This is a genomic window from Confluentibacter sediminis (assembly GCF_003258355.1).
In the GTDB taxonomy this organism is placed as follows: domain Bacteria; phylum Bacteroidota; class Bacteroidia; order Flavobacteriales; family Flavobacteriaceae; genus Confluentibacter; species Confluentibacter sediminis.
In genome coordinates, this window is record NZ_QKPO01000044.1 from 1 (window position 1) to 924 (window position 924).

Here is a 924-nt window from a genome sequence, read left to right on the forward strand (position 1 = left end):
AGACAATGCCATAAAAGGGTTTCAGGATAATAAAACGATATCGTATTTAAGGGTTAAATTGGGAAAAGAAATAATGTTTGGCAATTTCGGTTTTGACAGCGTGCTGCTGTATCAGGAAGTACAAGATGGAGGCGGGGTGTTAAATGTTCCGGAACTAACAACGCGAAACACATTATATTATGCCAATCATGTATTCAAAAAAGCCATGTATTTGCAAACAGGTGTCACATTTAATTATTTCACGAAGTACCATATGGACGCCTACGATACATTGTTGGCGGAATTTTATGTTCAAAATGACAGGGAATATGGTGGGTTCCCAAGATTGGACTTCTTTATAAACGCCAAGATCCGTCAAACACGTATCTTTTTAAAGGCCGAGCACTTCAACTCCGCCTTCACCGGTTACGATTATTATTCTGCACCAAACTATCCCTACAGGGATTTCACGGTACGTTTCGGCATCGTCTGGAATTTTTTCTTGTGATTTTTTTGGTGCCCCCTGGTGGCCGGGCTTTCGCTGCTCACCTTTTAAGCGGTTTTTCCAACTGTTTAAAAGAGTCCAAAACAGATCGCTCAATCCCCAACAGGGGATGGAAGGGTCTTTTTCAGTGAGGCATTTATCCATATCAAAAGAATCAAATTCGATTAATGATCCATTTTTATACGGTCATTAGATTATTTCTATATCAAATTTTGCGTTTTTAAACTTATAAACCACCTTAAAAATCACCTTTTATGTAAAGGTATAGGGTTAGGGTAATGTCTAACCGATTGATAATAAGAGGGATTAAAAGTCGGCAAAAAAAAGTTCAAAAAAAGGGCGAAAAAAGTTTGCAGGAAAGGGAAAAAGGGTCGTATGTTTGCAGCCGCTAAAAAAGGCAATGGTTTTTGGAAGCGACGTTCATACAGGGCTTGTTTTTT

At 38.6% G+C, this 924-nt stretch carries 2 protein-coding genes; one reads left to right on the plus strand and one right to left on the minus strand.

What is annotated here, in order from left to right; all coding sequences use genetic code 11:
* Window positions 1–487 (plus strand): putative porin (locus DKT72_RS17790; protein WP_162623372.1); only part of this gene is annotated, 487 nt, incomplete at its 5' end.
* A gap of 242 nt (window positions 488–729) precedes the next feature.
* Here DKT72_RS17790 and DKT72_RS18430 read toward each other — a convergent pair.
* The coding region (locus tag DKT72_RS18430) for a hypothetical protein (RefSeq protein ID WP_220628157.1) at window positions 730–924 on the minus strand (195 nt) is incomplete at its 5' end.